Source organism: Halorhabdus amylolytica (genome assembly GCF_004944975.1).
GTDB lineage: Archaea > Halobacteriota > Halobacteria > Halobacteriales > Haloarculaceae > Halorhabdus > Halorhabdus amylolytica.
The window spans coordinates 70,176-83,811 of sequence record NZ_SPQG01000001.1 but is presented as its reverse complement, the minus strand read 5'-3'; the positions used below and the strand labels follow the sequence as shown (position 1 = coordinate 83,811).

15 protein-coding genes are annotated in these 13,636 nt (G+C 62.1%); 8 read left to right on the top strand and 7 right to left on the bottom strand.

Features of this window, described 5'->3' with window-relative positions; all coding sequences use genetic code 11:
- The first annotated feature begins 10 nt into the window (after window positions 1-10).
- Window positions 11-1,087 (top strand): phosphotransacetylase family protein, encoded by a 1,077-nt coding sequence (locus E3374_RS00400; protein ID WP_136686596.1) that lies wholly within the window; start codon window positions 11-13, stop codon window positions 1,085-1,087.
- 214 nt (window positions 1,088-1,301) lie between these two features.
- Complete coding sequence (gene hflX, locus E3374_RS00395; protein ID WP_136686595.1) at window positions 1,302-2,615, top strand: GTPase HflX; 1,314 nt, start codon at window positions 1,302-1,304, stop codon at window positions 2,613-2,615.
- Between the two features lie 10 nt (window positions 2,616-2,625).
- Here the strand turns inward: hflX and E3374_RS00390 are convergent, their stop codons facing one another.
- Window positions 2,626-3,072 carry an acyl-CoA thioesterase gene (locus E3374_RS00390; RefSeq protein WP_136686594.1) on the bottom strand — a complete coding sequence of 149 codons (447 nt, stop codon included), beginning with the start codon at window positions 3,070-3,072 and terminating at the stop codon, window positions 2,626-2,628.
- Window positions 3,073-3,233: 161 nt separating this feature from the next.
- Here E3374_RS00390 and E3374_RS00385 point away from each other — a divergent pair, with 161 nt between their 5' ends.
- Complete coding sequence (locus E3374_RS00385) at window positions 3,234-6,515, top strand: PAS domain-containing protein (protein WP_136686593.1); 3,282 nt, start codon at window positions 3,234-3,236, stop codon at window positions 6,513-6,515.
- A gap of 48 nt (window positions 6,516-6,563) precedes the next feature.
- On the opposite strand, the gene E3374_RS00380 is transcribed toward E3374_RS00385, so the two are convergent.
- Window positions 6,564-8,018 (bottom strand): NAD(P)H-hydrate dehydratase, encoded by a 1,455-nt coding sequence (locus E3374_RS00380; RefSeq protein WP_136686592.1) that lies wholly within the window; start codon window positions 8,016-8,018, stop codon window positions 6,564-6,566.
- Between the two features lie 107 nt (window positions 8,019-8,125).
- On the opposite strand from E3374_RS00380, the gene E3374_RS16970 reads away from it, so the two are divergent.
- Window positions 8,126-8,278, top strand: coding sequence for a hypothetical protein (locus tag E3374_RS16970; RefSeq protein WP_169051734.1), 153 nt, complete (start codon window positions 8,126-8,128; stop codon window positions 8,276-8,278).
- A gap of 3 nt (window positions 8,279-8,281) precedes the next feature.
- Here E3374_RS16970 and E3374_RS00375 read toward each other — a convergent pair whose 3' ends face one another.
- Both E3374_RS00375 and E3374_RS00370 read right to left on the bottom strand, forming a co-directional pair.
- Window positions 8,282-8,560, bottom strand: a complete 279-nt coding sequence (locus E3374_RS00375; protein ID WP_136686591.1) for an acylphosphatase — start codon at window positions 8,558-8,560, stop codon at window positions 8,282-8,284.
- An 82-nt stretch (window positions 8,561-8,642) separates the two neighbouring features.
- Window positions 8,643-9,587, bottom strand: coding sequence for a DNA-3-methyladenine glycosylase family protein (locus tag E3374_RS00370; protein ID WP_136686590.1), 945 nt, complete (start codon window positions 9,585-9,587; stop codon window positions 8,643-8,645).
- A gap of 89 nt (window positions 9,588-9,676) precedes the next feature.
- On the opposite strand from E3374_RS00370, the gene E3374_RS00365 reads away from it, so the two are divergent.
- Window positions 9,677-10,186, top strand: coding sequence for a DUF555 domain-containing protein (locus tag E3374_RS00365; protein ID WP_136686589.1), 510 nt, complete (start codon window positions 9,677-9,679; stop codon window positions 10,184-10,186).
- Window positions 10,187-10,342: 156 nt separating this feature from the next.
- Here the strand turns inward: E3374_RS00365 and E3374_RS00360 are convergent, their stop codons facing one another.
- Window positions 10,343-10,579 (bottom strand): UPF0058 family protein, encoded by a 237-nt coding sequence (locus E3374_RS00360; protein WP_136686588.1) that lies wholly within the window; start codon window positions 10,577-10,579, stop codon window positions 10,343-10,345.
- A gap of 298 nt (window positions 10,580-10,877) precedes the next feature.
- Here E3374_RS00360 and E3374_RS00355 point away from each other — a divergent pair, with 298 nt between their 5' ends.
- Window positions 10,878-11,282 carry a translation initiation factor IF-2 subunit beta gene (locus E3374_RS00355; RefSeq protein WP_136686587.1) on the top strand — a complete coding sequence of 135 codons (405 nt, stop codon included), beginning with the start codon at window positions 10,878-10,880 and terminating at the stop codon, window positions 11,280-11,282.
- 3 nt (window positions 11,283-11,285) lie between these two features.
- On the opposite strand, the gene E3374_RS00350 is transcribed toward E3374_RS00355, so the two are convergent.
- Together E3374_RS00350 and trxA are read right to left on the bottom strand one after the other, a co-directional pair.
- Window positions 11,286-11,465 (bottom strand): DUF7836 family putative zinc-binding protein, encoded by a 180-nt coding sequence (locus tag E3374_RS00350; RefSeq protein ID WP_136686586.1) that lies wholly within the window; start codon window positions 11,463-11,465, stop codon window positions 11,286-11,288.
- Between the two features lie 225 nt (window positions 11,466-11,690).
- A complete protein-coding gene (gene trxA, locus E3374_RS00345) occupies window positions 11,691-12,104 on the bottom strand; it encodes a thioredoxin (protein WP_136686585.1) in 414 nt (137 codons plus the stop codon).
- Between the two features lie 220 nt (window positions 12,105-12,324).
- Between trxA and E3374_RS00340 the strand changes: the two genes are divergently transcribed.
- Together E3374_RS00340 and E3374_RS00335 are read left to right on the top strand one after the other, a co-directional pair.
- Window positions 12,325-12,726, top strand: coding sequence for a helix-turn-helix domain-containing protein (locus E3374_RS00340; RefSeq protein WP_136686584.1), 402 nt, complete (start codon window positions 12,325-12,327; stop codon window positions 12,724-12,726).
- A gap of 68 nt (window positions 12,727-12,794) precedes the next feature.
- The gene (locus E3374_RS00335; RefSeq protein ID WP_169051742.1) at window positions 12,795-13,634 is read left to right on the top strand and encodes a J domain-containing protein; all 840 of its coding nucleotides are present in this window, start codon (window positions 12,795-12,797) and stop codon (window positions 13,632-13,634) included.
- The last annotated feature ends 2 nt before the right edge of the window (window positions 13,635-13,636 follow it).

The window sequence follows — 13,636 nt, the reverse complement described above, 5'->3', positions numbered from 1 at the left end:
GGACTAACATATGGATCCCATACTCGTCACCTCGACCGAAGAAGCGACCGGCAAGACCGCAGTCTCACTCGCGATCGCGAAGCTGGCCGACGCGGCCGGCCACAGCGTCGGGTACATGAAACCCAAGGGCACGCGCCTCCAGAGCGCGACGGGCAAGACCCGTGACGAAGACCCGATGCTCGCCCGACAGCTGCTGGGACTGGACTCGGAAATGCACGAACTCGAACCGATCGTCTACACCCCGACGTTCGTTCAGGAGGCCATCCAGGGTCGTGAACGACCGGAAGAACTCCGTGATCGCGTCCTGGAGAACTACGAGAAGATGGCCGGCGAACGGGACATGATGGTCATCGAAGGGACCGACCGGCTCACTACCGGCGGTATCGTCGACCTCACGGACGCCGACATCGCCGAGATGCTCGACGCCCAGGTCGTCCTGCTTTCGCGCTACGACGAACCGGAGGACGTCGACGACATCCTCGCCGCGGCGGAGACGCTCGGCGACTCGCTGGCCGGTGTTCTGTTCAACGCCGTTCCGGACTCGGTGTTCGACCAGCTGACCACCGACGTCGTGCCGTTCCTCGAGAACCGTGACATCCCCGTGCTTGGCGTCGTCCCGCGCGTCCAGGAACTTGCTGGGTTGACCGTTGACGACCTGGCCGAACGGCTCGGGGCCGAAGTGTTGACCTCCGACGCCGGGACAGATCTTTTCGTCGAGCGCTTCACCGTCGGTGCAATGTCAGGCGAGTCCGCGCTGACGCAGTTCCGCCGGATGCAGAACGCGGTGATGATTACCAGCGGCGACCGTCCGGAGATCATCACGGCTGCCCTGGAAGCCTCGGGGATCAAGTGTATCATCCTCGGTGGCGGATTCCGTCCGTCGAACGCCATCGTCGGCCGCGCCGAGGAGGAAGGCGTGCCGATCCTCCTCCTGCAATCGGACACGCGCATGGTCATCGACCGAACCGAGGACTTCCTCAAGACCGGCCCGACTCGTAGCGTGGCGACCGTCGAACGGATGCAGGAACTGCTGGACGATCACGCAGACGTCGGTCCGCACATCGGCGTCGCGAGCCACGAAGAGTAACGCCGACCCCGGCGTTGGCTGCTTTTCAGCGCCTGATAACCGTCTCAGGACTTATGATCCTCTGGCCCATAGGCCTTACCGGAGCCAAACGGCTCCGTAGTGTCACACGCTGGGGGTTCAGCCCCCACGTTCCCCTTTGGTGTCCGACCGACCAGTGGCGACGCCGGCAACCGGACCCAGATTTCAATACTTCGCGTCACGTAGCCCACGACGAGTGACGGGAGACACTGGAGACACCGAACGGGCCATCGTAGTCAAGCGCGTCGACGAAGGGAGTGGAGACACCACGGAGATCGAGAACCTGGCTGGGGCCGCGGGGTATCGCGTCGTCGGGACGCTCACCCAGACGCGGACTGAAGACCCCGCCTATCACGTCGGCGAAGGGAAGGCCGCCGAGGTCGCCGAACGCGTCGTCGATACTGACGCGACAACCGTCGTCTTCGACAACCAGCTCGGACCCTATCAGACGTTCAACCTCGGCAACGAGTTACCCGAGGGGGTCCGGCTGCTGGACCGGTTTCGGCTCATCCTCGAAATCTTCGGCCAGCGTGCACGGACCCGCAAGGCCCAGCTACAGGTCGAACTGGCCGAACTCAGATACGAACTCCCGCGCGCGGAGGCCAAGGCCAGTCTGGCCAAACGCGACGAGCGCCCCGGGTTCATGGGGCTTGGCGAGTACGACGAGAGTCGCGAGGAGGACATCAAAGCCCAGATCTCCCGCATCCGGGACGAACTCGACCGGATCGAGCAGACGGATCAACAGCGCCGCGAACAACGCCGCGAGTCGGGGTTCGACCTCGTGGCGCTGGCCGGCTACACCAACGCCGGGAAATCGACGCTGTTGCGACGCCTGGCAAGCGATCTCGATATCGACGAGAACCGCGATATCCATCCCGATCTGGACGAAACCGCGGAATCCGAGGATCGGTTGTTCACGACGCTCGGAACGACCACACGACGCGTAGACCTACAACGGCGGGACGCCCTCGTGACCGACACGGTCGGATTTATCTCCGATCTGCCACACTGGCTGGTCGAGTCGTTCAAGTCGACGCTGGACTCGGTCTATCGGGCGGATCTGGTCTTGCTCGTGGTCGACGTCAGCGAGTCAGTCGAAGAGATCCGGGAGAAACTGGTAACGTCCCACGACACGCTCTATGAGCGCAACGAAGCACCGATCCTGACTGTCCTGAACAAGGTCGACAGAGTCGACGACGAGGAGTTACAACGCAAGCGTGAGGCACTCTCGGCGCTCGCACCGAACCCGGTGGCCGTTAGCGCCAAGACCGGTGATAACGTCGATCGCCTGCGTGAACGGATCGACGAGGAACTGCCTGATCTAAGGCGCGAACGACTCGTCTTGCCGATGACCGACGACGCGATGAGCGTCGTCTCCTGGATCCACGACCACGCCCACGTCGAGGATGTCGAGTACGGCGAGCAGATCGTCCTCGAATTCGAGGGTCGGCCGGCGGTCGTCGAACAGTCTCGGGCGAAGGCCGGGAACCTTCCCGAAGCGTCGGCCTGAACCGGCGGCGTCACTCTCCATTCCGCTCGCGTTCGAAGGCTTTCTCCTGTCGCGTCCGACAGCGGTCACTACCCACGGTGAGATCCGGTACCTCCACGGGGGCGCCGTCCTCGTCGATGGCGACGAAGACGAATCGCGACTTGGTAGTCAGTTCCTGCTCGCCTGTCCGTGGGTTCTCGCGAGCGGCCTCGAGTGCCACTTTGATGCTGGTCCGTCCGGTTTCGTACGCGTAGGACTCGATGATCACTGTCTCGCCGGTCGGTACCGGCCGGTGGAAGTTCATCTGATCGATAGAAGCCGTGACGCAGGGTTCGCTCGCCGCGCGCATGGCCGACATCGCACCGAGTTCGTCCATCCACTTCATGACGTTACCGCCGTGGACGGTGCCGTAATTGTTGGCGTGGTTGGGCTGGACCCGCCAGCGATTCTTCAGGTACGTGTCGCTGATCGTCGGCATGTCCCAGGCGACGGTCGGACGCCTCGTGATTCTGTCGAAGATCCCTCTGAACGCCCCCCGTACCCCCAATCCAGGACGGCGATGACAGTCTAGGCGGCTCCTCCCCCGGAACAATCGCTTAAGTTCGTTCCCGTTGTTATCCCCGTAACGAGCACAAATGCATGGTGGATAGGCCCGAGACGATCAGAGTTCTCCACGTCGACGACGAGCCGGACTTCACCGATCTAGCCGCGACGTTTCTCGAACGTGAGGACGACCGCTTCACGGTCGAAACGGCGACGAACGCTGAACACGGACTGGAGGTCTTAGACAGTGTCGAGGTCGATTGTATCGTCTCCGACTACGAGATGCCTGGCCGGAACGGGATCGAATTTCTCGAAACTGTCCGTGAGACCCACCCGGACCTCCCCTTTATTCTCTATACCGGCAGAGGGTCCGAAGAAGTCGCCAGTGAGGCCATCTCTGTGGGCGTGACCGAGTATATGCAAAAGGAGGGAGGCACTGACCAGTATGCGGTCCTGGCAAATCGCATCGCGAACAGTGTCGACCAGTATCGCGCCCGGCAGGAAGCCGAACGGACGCGAAAGCGACTGACAGAACTCTCAGAAAGCACGACTGACTGTCTTTGGATGTTCGATCGTGACTGGGAGAAACTCATCTTTATTTCAGGATACGAAGACGTCTGGAATCGGTCCGAATCCGCGATCAGGGACGATCCGCGGGACTTCCTGAACGGAGTCCATCCGGACGATCGCGACATGGTCAGAGACGCCATGGAACGCCTCTCGAACGGCGAAAAGATCGATATCGAATACAGAATCCTGCGTGGCGATGCCCAACAGGGCGCAGTCTGGGTCAAAGGCGAGCCCGTCTTCGACGATAACGGGACTGTCGTCCGGGTTGTCGGCTTCACCCGCGACATCACCGACCGACGAGAGCAGCGCCGACGGCTGGAAACACTGATCAGCAACCTGCCCGGGATCGTCTATCGGTGCCGGAACGAACTTGGCTGGCCCATGGAGTTCGTTCGGGGAGAATGTGAAACGCTCACGGGATACACTGCCGAAGCCATCGAGAGTGGAGACGTCGATTGGAGCGAGGACGTCCTGCATCCGGATGATGCAGATCGGATGTGGGAACGTGTCCAGAACGCCGTCGACGCGGAGCGGCCGTTCGAAGTCACGTATCGTATTCGAACGAAGGACGGCGACATCAGATGGATGTGGGAACGCGGACGGTTGGTCGACGCCACCGTGGAGAATACTGAAATCCTGGAAGGATTTATCACGGACATCACCGAGCGCAAGCGGCGGGAACACGAACTGGAACGCTACGAAGCGTATCTTGAACAATCGACCGATATCGTCACTGTTCTCGATGCGGACGGGACGATCAAGTACCAGAGTCCCGCAGTCACGCGTATTCTGGGATATGGGCCGGGAGAATTGCTCGGACGGAACGGATTCGAATACATCCACCCCGAGGACGTCGCTGCGATCGAGGCTGCGTTCGACAACCTCCTCGAAGAACCGGCGGAGACTGTCTCCGTCGAGTGTCGGTTTCGAACGGCTGACGGCGAGTGGCGCTGGCTGGAAGTCAACGGTTCGAACCATCTTGATACGGATCCAATCAACGGGATCGTTACGAACAACCGCGACATCACCGACCGAAAGGAACGCGAGCAGGAACTCGAACGGACGACGGCGATCCTCTCGACGCTGATCGAAACGCTCCCCGTCGGCGTTCTCGCCGAAGACGGAGCACGGAACGTCCTGGCGACCAACGAGCGGTTGTTCGAACTGTTCGACCTGCCCGGCACACCGGCGGAAGTCGTCGGTGCGGATTGTGAAGAGATGGCCCGGACGGTCAGCGAACAGTTCCTCGATCCGGAACGCTTCGTCGGGCGGATCGACGAGCTCGTTGCCGAGGAGACGTCGCCAGTCACTGAAGAACTGTCACGTGCGGACGGCCGAACGTTCGAACGAACGTACAAGCCGATCGAGTTACCGAGTGGCGACGGTCATCTCTGGGTCTACCGCGACGTCACAGCCCAGACGAAACGTCGAGAGACGCTCGAGTCCGTACTGGACGAAATGGACGATGCGATATTCGTTCATCCCGAAGAGGGGTCGTTCACGTTCGTTAATCAGGCAGCCGTCGAACGGTACGGTTTCTCGGAGGAAGAACTTCTCACGATGACACCGGCGGACCTCAACGTCGATGTCGAGCCAGCGACGGTCGCCGAGCGCGTCCAGGAAGTCATGGCGGCCGGCCGGTCGGTGTTCGAAACTGAACACCGAACGCGGTCCGGAGAGACGATCCCTGTCGAAATCAATGCGACGACGGTCACGTTCCACGGCGAATCGTCTATCCTGTCGATCGTCCGGGACATCACCGAGCGCAAGCGAGCCGAACGTGAATTCCGGAAGACCAAAGAGCGCCTGGACCTGGTCGTCGAGGGGACGGGTCTGGGAGTCTGGGACTGGAACATGCTGACCGACGCTGTCGAGTACAACGCACAGTGGGCGGAGATGCTCGGGTACACGCTCGACGACATCGAACCCCATCTCGATGCGTGGGAGAGTCGCGTCCATCCGGACGACAAAGAAGCCGTGCAAGCAGTACTGGACGCCCACATCGAGGGTGAGACGGATTACTACGATACCGAACATCGGATGCGCACGGCCGAGGGGGACTGGAAGTGGATCCGGGATATCGGAAAGGTGGTCGAACGAACGTCCGAGGGTGAGCCGATCCGTGCCGTCGGGATACACGTCGATATCACCGACCAGAAGCGACGGGAACGAGAACTACAACAGCACAACGATCGTCTCAATCGATTCATCAGTGTGATTAGCCACGATCTCCGAAACCCATTGCACGTCGCGAGCGGCCGTATCGAACTGGCACGGGAGACAGCCGACAGCGATTCGCTCGACGATGCAGCGGACGCGATCGAGCGCAGCCTCGCGTTGATCGACGATCTACTCGCGCTTGCCCGAGAGGGCGAGCAGGCCAGCGATCTCGAACCGACCGATCTCGGAACGACGGCCTCGCGCTGTTGGGAGACAGTACTGACGCAGGATGCGACACTCAGAGTCGAAGCCGAACAGACGATCGACACTGACCCTGGCCGGTTGAAACAACTGTTCGAGAACCTGTTCACGAACGCAGTCGAACACGGCGGTGAGGACGTGACTGTGACAGTGGACGACCTCGACGATGGCTTCTACGTCGCGGACGACGGTGTCGGTATCCAGGAGGACGACCGCGACGAAGTTTTCGATCCGGGATTTTCGACTGGAGCCGACGGAACCGGCTTTGGCCTCTCGATCGTCAAGGAGATCGTGGACGCTCACGGGTGGGAGATACGAGTAACGGAGAGTGCGGCCGGTGGCGCACGCTTCGAGATCACCGGCGTCGAGACGAGCGAGAATCGATAAAACGTCGATGGTCTCGTGCGGGCGCGCCTTCGGAGGTGATCTCGGCGCTCACCCGTCACGTTCGTCCCACATCGCCGTCGGGACGCGATCGGGCAGATCCGTCGCGACGAGGCCGTACCCCCGTTCGTCGACAGCGAGATCCCCGGCCCGGCCGGTCACGTACGCGCCGAGTGAGCCAGCGGGATGGGGGTCGAGCGTGGCGGCCAGCGCGCCCGTCACGCCCGCGAGCACATCGCCGGTTCCACCGACGGTCATCCCCGGATTGCCGGTCCGGTTAAGTCGCGTTCGCTCGCCGTTAGAGATCACGTCCGTCGGCCCCTTCACGAGCAGCGTCACGTCGAGATCTGCAGCCAGTTCCGCGACGGCGTCGGCACGGTCGTCCACGTCCGCGGATGCCTGCCCGCCCATGCGTTCGAACTCCCCGCGGTGAGGGGTACAGATCAGCGTCGCGTCGCTGTCCACGTCGGGGACAACGGCGAGCGGATCGGCGTCGACGACTGCCGTGCCGTCGAAGCCGACCAGGAACTCTCGCGCCGCATCGAGTGTCGGTTCTGCGCGTCCGAGCCCCGGACCCAAGACGACCGTGTCGTGGGCCGCCGCCAGTTCGCGGACGTGATCGACGGCGTCCGGATCGAACTGATCTCCGGCGAACGGGCGGACGATCAGGTTCTCGCTGTAGCTCCCGACCGTGTCGGCGATCGATTCCGGACAGGCGACGCGGACGAGGTCAGCGCCCGCCCGCAGGGCCGACTGGGCGGCCAGCGCCGGTGCGCCGGTGTAGGGTCCGCCGCCGACGACCAGCACTTCGCCGAAGTCACCCTTGTGGCTGTCCGCTGGGCGGGAGAGTCCCAGGAGGTCGCCCCGTTCGACGATCCGTTCGGCCGCGTCCGGGATGCCGATATCGGCGACGTCGACTGGAACATCCAGATCCGCCAGGCCGGGTTTTGGCTTGTGAAAAGTTATCACACGATCCGCTTCGACAGTTCCCGGCGCGATAGCGCCCGTCGCAGCGTCCAGCCCCGAGGGGACATCGACGCTCACGACCGTCGCGTCGGCGTCGTTGATCGCCGCTGCGGCGCTCGCGACTGGTTCGCGCAGGCCCCCCGAGATTCCCGTCCCGAGCATCGCATCGACGATCACGTCCGGATCGTCGAGATCGAACGCCGTCGAATCACTGACGGTACGGGTCTCGATCCTCGTCCGTTCGAGGGCGTCCCAGTTCTCCCGCGCGATCGTGGTCGTGATCGAGTCCGGACTCCCGAGCAGCGTGATTCGGAGGTCGTACGCCTCTAAAAACCGGGCCGCGACGAACGCGTCGCCCCCGTTGTTGCCCGTGCCGGCGACGATCTCGACGCGATCGTCAGGATCGGCAAGCTCACGAACGGTTCGACCGATCGCGTTGCCGGCGGACTCCATGAGTTGCTTCGGCGGAACCCCGAGCGCGGCGGCGTTCGCGTCGACGACGGCCATCTCGGCGCCGGTGATGACGCTCCCGAAAGTCATGGGAGGGGATTGGCCTGCCGGCGGGTTAACTGTTCAGCATTTTCAGCGATCGAAGCGGGTCCGGGCGTTTTTCCGGATCCAAACCGAATCGCCCCACGATGCCGTTGATGTCTGACGACGACTTCTCCATTCACGACGACGACTGTGAACAACAGGAGAGTGGCTGGATGCCGCTCTCGGACCTGCCCGACGAGGTGACGTCGATCGACGACCTCGACTGCGAGTGCTGGGCGGAGTACGACTCCCTGTCGGAGATCTGAGTCTCAGTACCTGATCTCGAAGCCGTCCAGTCCCGTCGGCTCCTCGTACTCTGTCTCGACGTCCTCGACACTGGCCTGTGGACTTCCCTCCTGACAGAACGCGATCATCGCCTCGACCGCTTCCTCGGGCCCCTCGAAAACCGCCTCGACGCGGCCGTCGTCGAGGTTCTTCACCCAGCCGTCGACGCCGTGCTCGGCCGCCCGTTCGCGCGTCGTTGCCCGGAAGAACACGCCCTGGACCCGCCCCGAGACGAAAACGTGTGCACGCGTGCGTTCGCTCATACCCATGTTTCCGAGTGCGGGCCCAAAAACGCTACTCCCCACTGTTCCCGATCGCTCCAGTTTCCGTGTCAGCCCGTCCGTCTCAGTCCGATCTCTCGGTGCCGTCGTTCCGGAGATGATGGAAGACGTACGTCTGAGCGTAGCCCGCATACTCCCCGCCGAGGCGCTCGCGGATCGCCCGCGAGGTCTCGGCGTAGTTCCCGCGATCACACTCTGGGAAGTACTCGGCGATGGTCGTCCGGATCCAGGTATCGAGGGGCACCGCTTGCAGGAAGCCAAGCGAGAACAGTGCGACGCAGTCGGCGACCTTCTCGCCGACGCCGACGAACTGCGTGAGTGACTCGCGGGCGTCCTCGTAAGCCATGCCGGCTGCCTCCGCCGGATGGCCCTCTCCGCTTGCGACCATCTCCGCACTCCGCTGTACGTATGGAGCCCGATAGCCCAGTCCGAGGTCCCGCAACTGCGATTCGGTCGCTGACGCGAGTGCGTCCGGCGTCGGAAAGGCATGGTACGTGTGATCGTCGACGGTGACGGACTCGCCGAACTCGTCGGCGAGCGAGCGTTGCATGTCGTAGATCCTGGAGACGCGCATCTGGGCCGAACAGATGAACGAGATCAACGTCTCGAAAGGGGGGTCCCGTACCACGCGCATCCCCCAGTAGCGGTCGAACGCCGCCTGCAAGATCGAATCGTCAGACGTGGCCGCCCTGATCGCCGCAAGGTCGTCGTCGAGACGGAGCCGGCGGCGGAGGGTCGTCTCGGCGTCGAACGTCGCCTCCCATTCGAGACAATCGTCGATCTGCCTGACGCGGACCACTTGTGGGCCCACTTTCGTGCCAAGGGGATCCCCCGGCGGGGCGTTCTCCGGTCGCACGACCGTCGTGTACTTGGCGTCACCGCCGTACGCGTCTCCGCGGTCGTACATCGACCCGTCCTCGCGCCCCCAGAGGTACGTCTGACCGCTTTCGAGAGTGGACTGCAGATCGAAAGCCCCGACTTCGTCCGTCGATAGCGTCCCTGAATCCATCCGTATCGGCGTGGGGAACCCGTCCCTTTGTCGGTTTCGAGTCGATGGGCGGGCTAACCTTCATATCGGAGGCGATCGAACTCAAGTGTATGAACTGTCGCGTTGTCGTCGAAGCTGCCGTCCCAGTGTACGACGTGGAGACTGCAGACGAGGCAGTCCGCATCGCGATCTCGAAGACCGGGGAGATGCTCAACCCCGATCTCAACTACGTCGAGATCAACATGGGCGAGCGCCAGTGTCCACACTGTAACGAGGAACTGGACCCGGCGTTCATCGCCGCCGACGAGAGTCTGGTCGCTCTCGAATTGGAGATGACGGTGTTCAACGTCGAACGCGACGAGCATGCGGCACGGATCGCCCGCAAGGAGATCGGACAGCGCCTGGAGAACATCCCACTTGACGTTCTCGAGATCGAGGAGCTCGAAACGGAAGATGACGATGCCGACGCTGAGGACGATGCTGACGCTGACGGTGACGACGATGTGGAGACGACCGATTCGGGAGAAGAGCGAACCGAAGCTGACGGGGACGCCTCACCGACCGAGTCCTCCCGCGAGGACGACGTCTTACCCGAGTTCGAGGAACTGATCGACGAGTAGCCCGAGAGACTGGGACCACGTTTTCGACCCAAAAATACGCCCGTCCCGGACTACCAGGTGGCCCAGCAGTCGCTACAGAGTGGCTCGGTTCAGGACTGGAGCCCTCCTTCGTCGATGGAGTACCCCACGCAAGCAGCGACGTTTCCCCAGAACCGGTCAGTCGGCCGCTGCGGAGACGGTTTCGACTTCTTCCTCGCCGAATTCGCTAGTAATACCGTCAGCAAGCGCAAAGACGGCTGCTTTGTGGTCTGTCTTGGACTTATGGATCGATGTGGGCTTGACGCCGAGTTCCGTGTATCGCTCGTGGTCGACTTCCTCGCCGACAGTTTCTTCGTAGTGATCACGTACCTGTGCAAGCAGCCCATGGAGATGGATGAGCTCCTGCTTTTTCATGGTCACTTGCCCGTAACGACTGGAGGGTTATAGTACTACTCTGAGAACTGTTACCATACGTCTCCGGCAAGCAGGCGGTTCCTAACGGTTGATTTATCTCGATTCGGGGTCGGCTGTCGAAGTGACAGGTGAGACTAGAAGTCCGCGATGGGCTTGTGCCGGCGCGGGCGATACGGAGGTCGATCGTCCCGGCGCCGACAGTCCCGAAGTCCGCGATCGCTTGTGCCGGCGCGGGGGGCAGACGGATCGTTCGAAGAGGGTTGAAAGGTTTTTACTGGACGATGAGCAACCTGCGGGCATGGAATACGACGATATGCTCGATCGCGCGATCGAGGGGACGCCGGACATCGAGTCGGGATCGGATCGGTTCGACGTGCCGGACCCGGACGTCCGACAGGAGGGCAACGTCACGGTCTACGAGAACTTTCAGGCGACGACTCGACGACTCGACCGCGAGGACGATCACGTCATGAAGTTCCTGCAGGACGAGCTGGGGACGAGCGGCCACATCGACGAGAGCGGCCGGGCGCGCCTGACCGGCGAGTTCCGGAAGCGTCGTCTCGCAGACGCGATCGAGGCATACACCGAGGAGTTCGTCATCTGCTCGGAGTGTGGACTGCCGGATACTCAGCTGGTCCGCGAACAGGGCGCAGTCTTGCTTCGCTGTGAGGCGTGTGGTGCCCGCTCGTCGACGAGCGGGTGAGACTCACTGTAGATCGCGCAACGTCTCGAGGTCGTGTTCGGTGCGCATGAACTCCGAGAGTCGCCGCCGTTCGCCACACTCCGGACAACTGAACGTGTTTTGCGGGGCCGGGAGGTCGCGGGGCGTCGATTGCCACTCTTTGGTACACTCTGGACATAACAGGCGAACGAACGCTTCCTCCATCTGTGCCTCACACTGACGGACGAATCATGATAAGCTTTGTCGCCATCCGGGTTGGACCGACTCCGTCACACTCGGGAGTTCAGCCCAGTCGGGTTTCGAGAGGGCCGCGCGATCACTCCACCACCGAAACGTTCCGGGTCCTGTCGGCTCCAGGCCTCTTTTTCGTCCATGTCGGCGAATCGGTACGGCGGGAGAGGGGCGGAAAAGACGGACGTCAGAGTGACCTCAGACGGCGTGTCGCTCGATCAACGACGCGTAGTGGCTCTTGTCCCGGACGCCGACGACCTGTTCGGCGACCTCACCGCCGGCGAACAGCACGGTCGTCGGGACGCCCCGGACCTGGAACTGGCTGGCGAGTTGCTGGTGAGCATCGACGTCGACTTTGGCGACCGCGGCGTCGGTCTCTTCGGCCAGATCTTCGACGATCGGTTCGAGCATCTTGCACGGACCACACCAGTCCGCGTAGAAGTCGACGAAGACCACGTCGTAGTCCTCGACGATCGAATTGAACTCGTCTGAACTCTCGACGTGGATCGGATCGTTCGGTGCGTCCTGCTGGCTCGTCTCTGAGTCTTCCTGTTGCATGAGTTGCTCCTTCTTGCGATGTTTGATCGCTTCGATGTCCTCCGCGTCGGTCATCTCGACTGATCATACACCCCAGAGCGGCTTAAGGATTTTGAAATACTGTACAATACTGTTGGTCGATCTGCCGGCACTGAGATCGGCTTTGTGATCTGTCAGTCGGACTGATTCGGCCCCTTGGTCGAGTCCGTAGTGACCGAGAACCGACATTCAGATCCACAGTGATGCACTTTTCACACAACACTTTTGAACGGCACTCCCCAACTACGTTCCAGTAATGTCAGCGTCGATGGCCGAGTATCTCAAACAGGACATGGAATGTGAGGGGTTGCTGGAGTGCATCCACGGGCTCAAGGAACTCGACAAGGAGGTCTTCAGGACCCTGACCGCGACCGAGGAGCCGCTGACGATCGACGAGATCGCAGAGTCCGTCGATCGCGAGCGTTCGACGGCTTATCGGTCAGTCCAGCGACTCCTGCAGTCAGGGTTCATCCAGAAGGAACAGGTCAACTACGAGCAGGGTGGATACTACCACGTTTACCATCCGACCGATCCCGAGGAGATCGCCGACGAGATGCAGCGGACGCTCAACGACTGGTACGCCAAAATGGGCCAGCTCATCGGCGAGTTCCGCCAGAAGTACGAGTCCGAGATTACCTCTGCCGGCGAGCGAGGCTGATCGCGACGACGTTCGGGTCCCGTCGACCGAAGCTCGTTTGTACCTGACAGTCGTACTACCTGATGTCGATGGTCCGGACGTTCTACGACGTGCTCGGGGTTTCGCCCTCCGCCACGGCCGAGGATGTCGAAGCCGCCTACCGCGAACGGCTCAAGGACACCCATCCGGACCTGGGCGAGGAAGGATCGTCGACTGACGCGGTCAAAGCCGTGATCGAGGCGGGTGACGTCCTCACCGACGAAGAAGAGCGATTGCGCTACGATCGCCTCGGTCACGAGGCTTACGTGACCGTCACGGACACACACGATCCGAACGGGGAGCCGTCGAAACGGTCGCGTTCGACCGAGCAAGACCGGGCCCGGACATCCGCAAGCACGGAAGATCACGAGTATCCGCCCGGGCGTGACAAACCCGGGCATCGACGGCGGGCTAGTGTGGACGACCACGAGTTTTCGACCGGAAGTCACAACGCAGGATACCGACGGCGGACAGGTGTGACGAACAGCGCGACCGCAAACGTCAACCCAGAGGGTGTCCCCTGGGCGACCCGTAGCGGGACCCCATCCTACGAATCGAACTCGGCAACCGGGTACGCAGGTCCGCGGAGCGAACGTTCGATCCTGCTTCTGTCCACGCTGGTGGCCTACCCCATCCTCGCAGTTTCGAGTCTCGTCCCGCAGTTCCCGCTGGGGTTCAGGGTTGTCATCGGAGCCTGTGCGATCGCGCTGGTGATCTATCTCGTGGCGGTTCCGTCGATCAGTATCCCCGTATTCGGTTTCTGGACGTTGATAACAGCCATTCTCATCGGTCTCGGGAACGTCCCTCTCCTGTCAATCGAGAGTTTCGGGGCGATCGTCGCGACCGCGGGTCCCCTCTCGCTCGCTCTGTTCTCGTCTCGCAGACTCTGACC

Bases quoted from the DNA above. Each gene is read 5' to 3' on its own strand.
- E3374_RS00335 (WP_169051742.1), top strand. From the start codon at position 12,795: ATGGTCCGGACGTTCTACGACGTGCTCGGGGTTTCGCCCTCCGCCACG.
- E3374_RS00385 (WP_136686593.1), top strand. From the start codon at position 3,234: ATGGTGGATAGGCCCGAGACGATCAGAGTTCTCCACGTCGACGACGAG.
- E3374_RS00360 (WP_136686588.1), bottom strand. From the start codon at position 10,579: ATGAAAAAGCAGGAGCTCATCCATCTCCATGGGCTGCTTGCACAGGTA.
- E3374_RS00365 (WP_136686589.1), top strand. From the start codon at position 9,677: ATGAACTGTCGCGTTGTCGTCGAAGCTGCCGTCCCAGTGTACGACGTG.
- E3374_RS00355 (WP_136686587.1), top strand. From the start codon at position 10,878: ATGGAATACGACGATATGCTCGATCGCGCGATCGAGGGGACGCCGGAC.
- E3374_RS16970 (WP_169051734.1), top strand. From the start codon at position 8,126: ATGTCTGACGACGACTTCTCCATTCACGACGACGACTGTGAACAACAG.
- E3374_RS00375 (WP_136686591.1), bottom strand. From the start codon at position 8,560: ATGAGCGAACGCACGCGTGCACACGTTTTCGTCTCGGGGCGGGTCCAG.
- E3374_RS00380 (WP_136686592.1), bottom strand. From the start codon at position 8,018: ATGACTTTCGGGAGCGTCATCACCGGCGCCGAGATGGCCGTCGTCGAC.
- trxA (WP_136686585.1), bottom strand. From the start codon at position 12,104: ATGACCGACGCGGAGGACATCGAAGCGATCAAACATCGCAAGAAGGAG.
- E3374_RS00340 (WP_136686584.1), top strand. From the start codon at position 12,325: ATGTCAGCGTCGATGGCCGAGTATCTCAAACAGGACATGGAATGTGAG.
- E3374_RS00390 (WP_136686594.1), bottom strand. From the start codon at position 3,072: ATGCCGACGATCAGCGACACGTACCTGAAGAATCGCTGGCGGGTCCAG.
- E3374_RS00370 (WP_136686590.1), bottom strand. From the start codon at position 9,587: ATGGATTCAGGGACGCTATCGACGGACGAAGTCGGGGCTTTCGATCTG.
- E3374_RS00350 (WP_136686586.1), bottom strand. From the start codon at position 11,465: ATGGAGGAAGCGTTCGTTCGCCTGTTATGTCCAGAGTGTACCAAAGAG.
- E3374_RS00400 (WP_136686596.1), top strand. From the start codon at position 11: ATGGATCCCATACTCGTCACCTCGACCGAAGAAGCGACCGGCAAGACC.